At 29.9% G+C, this 2,892-nt stretch carries 1 protein-coding gene; it reads left to right on the top strand.

The window, feature by feature from the left end:
• Positions 1-158 precede the first annotated feature (158 nt).
• Entirely contained in the window at positions 159-2,840 is a 2,682-nt protein-coding gene (locus T329_RS0100070) for a type I restriction-modification system subunit M (protein WP_029608415.1), read from the top strand.
• The last annotated feature ends 52 nt before the right edge of the window (positions 2,841-2,892 follow it).

The following is a 2,892-nucleotide window of genomic DNA, read 5'->3' as shown; positions in this document are numbered from 1 at the left end:
GACCAAGAGTAATAATTTCTGACTCATCCACGGCAGGGTGTTTTAAGAGAATTGGCAGTTCGAGAAAATCCCCTAAAATTCTCTGTTCTCAAGCGAGAGTTGAATCTTATGTATAATATACATAAACACAATTTAAATCAATAAAGATAGGATGAAAAATGAGTACCAATAAGACCTTAACTAAACAACAAATAGCCAATAAAATTTGAGAATCAGCCAATAAACTAAGAAGTAAAATTGATGCAAATGAGTACAAAAACATTGTTTTAGGCTTACTTTTCTACAAATTTTTATGTCAAAAACAAGAAGATTTTTTAGTTCAAAATGGAATCAATAAAGAATCAATGTTTCTTTTAAGAGATGAAGAACACATTAAGGACTTTGATTTCAGTCAAGACGATATTGCTTTTGACAGCGTTGAAGCCGTTAAAACAACAATTGAAGGATGCAGAAATGATCTAGGATTTTTTATTAAATTTGAGCATTTATACCAAACTTGGACAAACCCAAAATACAATAAAGAATTTCAATTTAATGCCGCAATCATGAATGATGCTATATCTAGTTTTGATTCTTCTTTAACTGAAGATAAAAAAGCACTGTATGTTCGTATTTTTGAACTTTTCCGTGACAATATCAAGCAATTAGGATCTAATAGGGATGAACAAACTCAATCATTAGCCAAATTGATTGATATTCTGCAAATTATTCCTTTTAACTCGCAACAATATGATGTTTTAGGATTTGTCTATGAGTATTTAATTAGCCACTTTGCTTCTTCAGCTGGAAAAAAAGGTGGTGAGTTTTATACTCCTCACGAAGTTTCTAACTTAATGTCACAAATAGTTACTTACCATTTACGTGACAAAAAAACAATTAAAGTGTATGACCCTACATCAGGTTCGGCATCATTATTATTGACAATTAAAGATGCATTCAAAAAATACAATAAAGATTCTAGTCCTGTAACTTATTATGCTCAAGAGCTTAACTCAAATACATTTAATCTAACAAGAATGAACCTTGTAATGAATGATATTAACCCAGCCGATATTCATGTAAGACACGGTGACACTCTGGAAAGAGATTGACCTTATATTGACGAAAACGGTAATTTCACGCTTGAAACAATGCACGCAGTTGTATCTAATCCACCTTATTCTCAACCGTGAAACCCTGAAGGCAAGGAAGTCGAAAATAGATACGTTGAGTATGGTTTAGCACCTAAATCTAAGGCTGATTATGCTTTCTTATTACACGATTTATACCACCTAGAACATGATGGGATTATGGCAATTGTGCTTCCGCATGGTGTTTTGTTTAGGGGCGGTAGTGAAAAACAAATTCGCCAAAGATTAGTGGAAAAAGGTCAAATTGATGCAATTATTGGTTTACCAAGCAACATCTTTTTTGGTACAGGCATTTCAACAATCATTATGATTTTGAAAAAGCAAAAAAGCGGACGTGATATTCAATTTATTGATGCATCAAAAATGTACATTAAAGACGGCAAAAATAATAAATTAGACTATAAACACGTTAAAAAAATTGTAGATACAGTTAATTATCGTTTAGAAATTGACAAATTTTCACGTATTGTAAGCTTTGAAGAAATTGAACAAAACGATTTTAACTTAAACATTTCGCGTTACTTGGATAATTTCCAAAAAGATGAAAGCTTTGATTTATACTCATCAATGTTTGGTGGTGTAAGCGAGCAAGAATTGAGTCAACACAACACATTTTTCAATAGTTTTGGACAAATTAAAAACAAATTATTTACACCCGTTAAGCACAATTACTACAGTATTCTAGCTAATCAAAACGACGCAATTAGAAACGCAATAGATTCAGATGCGTATGTTAAAAAATATTTAGAACAATTCGACGAAATTAGCAATAAATTAACTCAATTTATTGATCAAAATACTGAAAATTTACACAAAATTTCTAAATTGTCCGCTTCAGATTTTGAGGAAAAAGTAGTCGATTATATTTTTAAAGAAGTTCAAGACATTGATTTAATCGAAAAATATGATATTTACCAAATATTCATGAATCACGTGAATACTTTAAAAAATGATATTGAATTAATTAGTAAGTTTAATTTTACTGATAGTCAAAATGACATAAAAATCTTGCTTGATGATACTTTGGATGTTAAATTTAACAAAAAATCAGGTTTGGTTGAAGAGTGGGAATCAGAATTAATCAGCAATGAGTTAATATGTAAAACATTCTTTGCGGGCGCAAATTATTCAATTAAGCAAACTAATGACAAAATTGATGATTTAAACTCAGAAGTTGAACAACTGATTGAAAGTATCGACGAAGAAGATAAGGTGGCTCCACTTTTTGATGAAAATGGCAAATTCATCAAGAAAGAAATTAACACATATATTAAACAAAATATTGACAAAAATACTGAATTCGATGAAGATTGCATTGAATTTAAGTTACTGAAAATCAATGAATTGTTAAATAAAGTTAAACCTTTAACAACTTCTTTAAACGAAAATATCAAGGGCTTAATTCAAGACTCATACAATAAATATTTAGCTCTAACATCTGAAGAAGTTTATGAACTATTGATTGAAAAATGAATGAATCAAATTAAAATTGATATTTTAAAACTAGGTCAAGATGTTATTGAAGATTACATAGCTAAATTTGAAAAACTGGAAGCTAAATATAAAGACACCCTTAACGATATAAACGATCAAATCAGACAAAATGAAACTGAACTTGTTTCTCTATTGTCAGATCTAAAAGGCGAGGAAGCTGACATGTTAGCTATAGATGAATTAATTAAAATTTTAGGCGGTGGAGATGAAAAATAAACTTGTTCCATCAATAAGATTTAAAGAATTTACTAACGCTTGAGAACAGAGA

This window comes from Mycoplasma simbae ATCC 49888, assembly GCF_000702705.1.
Lineage (GTDB): Bacteria > Bacillota_I > Bacilli_A > Mycoplasmatales > Metamycoplasmataceae > Mycoplasmopsis > Mycoplasmopsis simbae.
The sequence above is the reverse complement of the archived record's forward strand: the minus strand, read 5'-3'. Positions and strand labels throughout refer to the sequence as shown.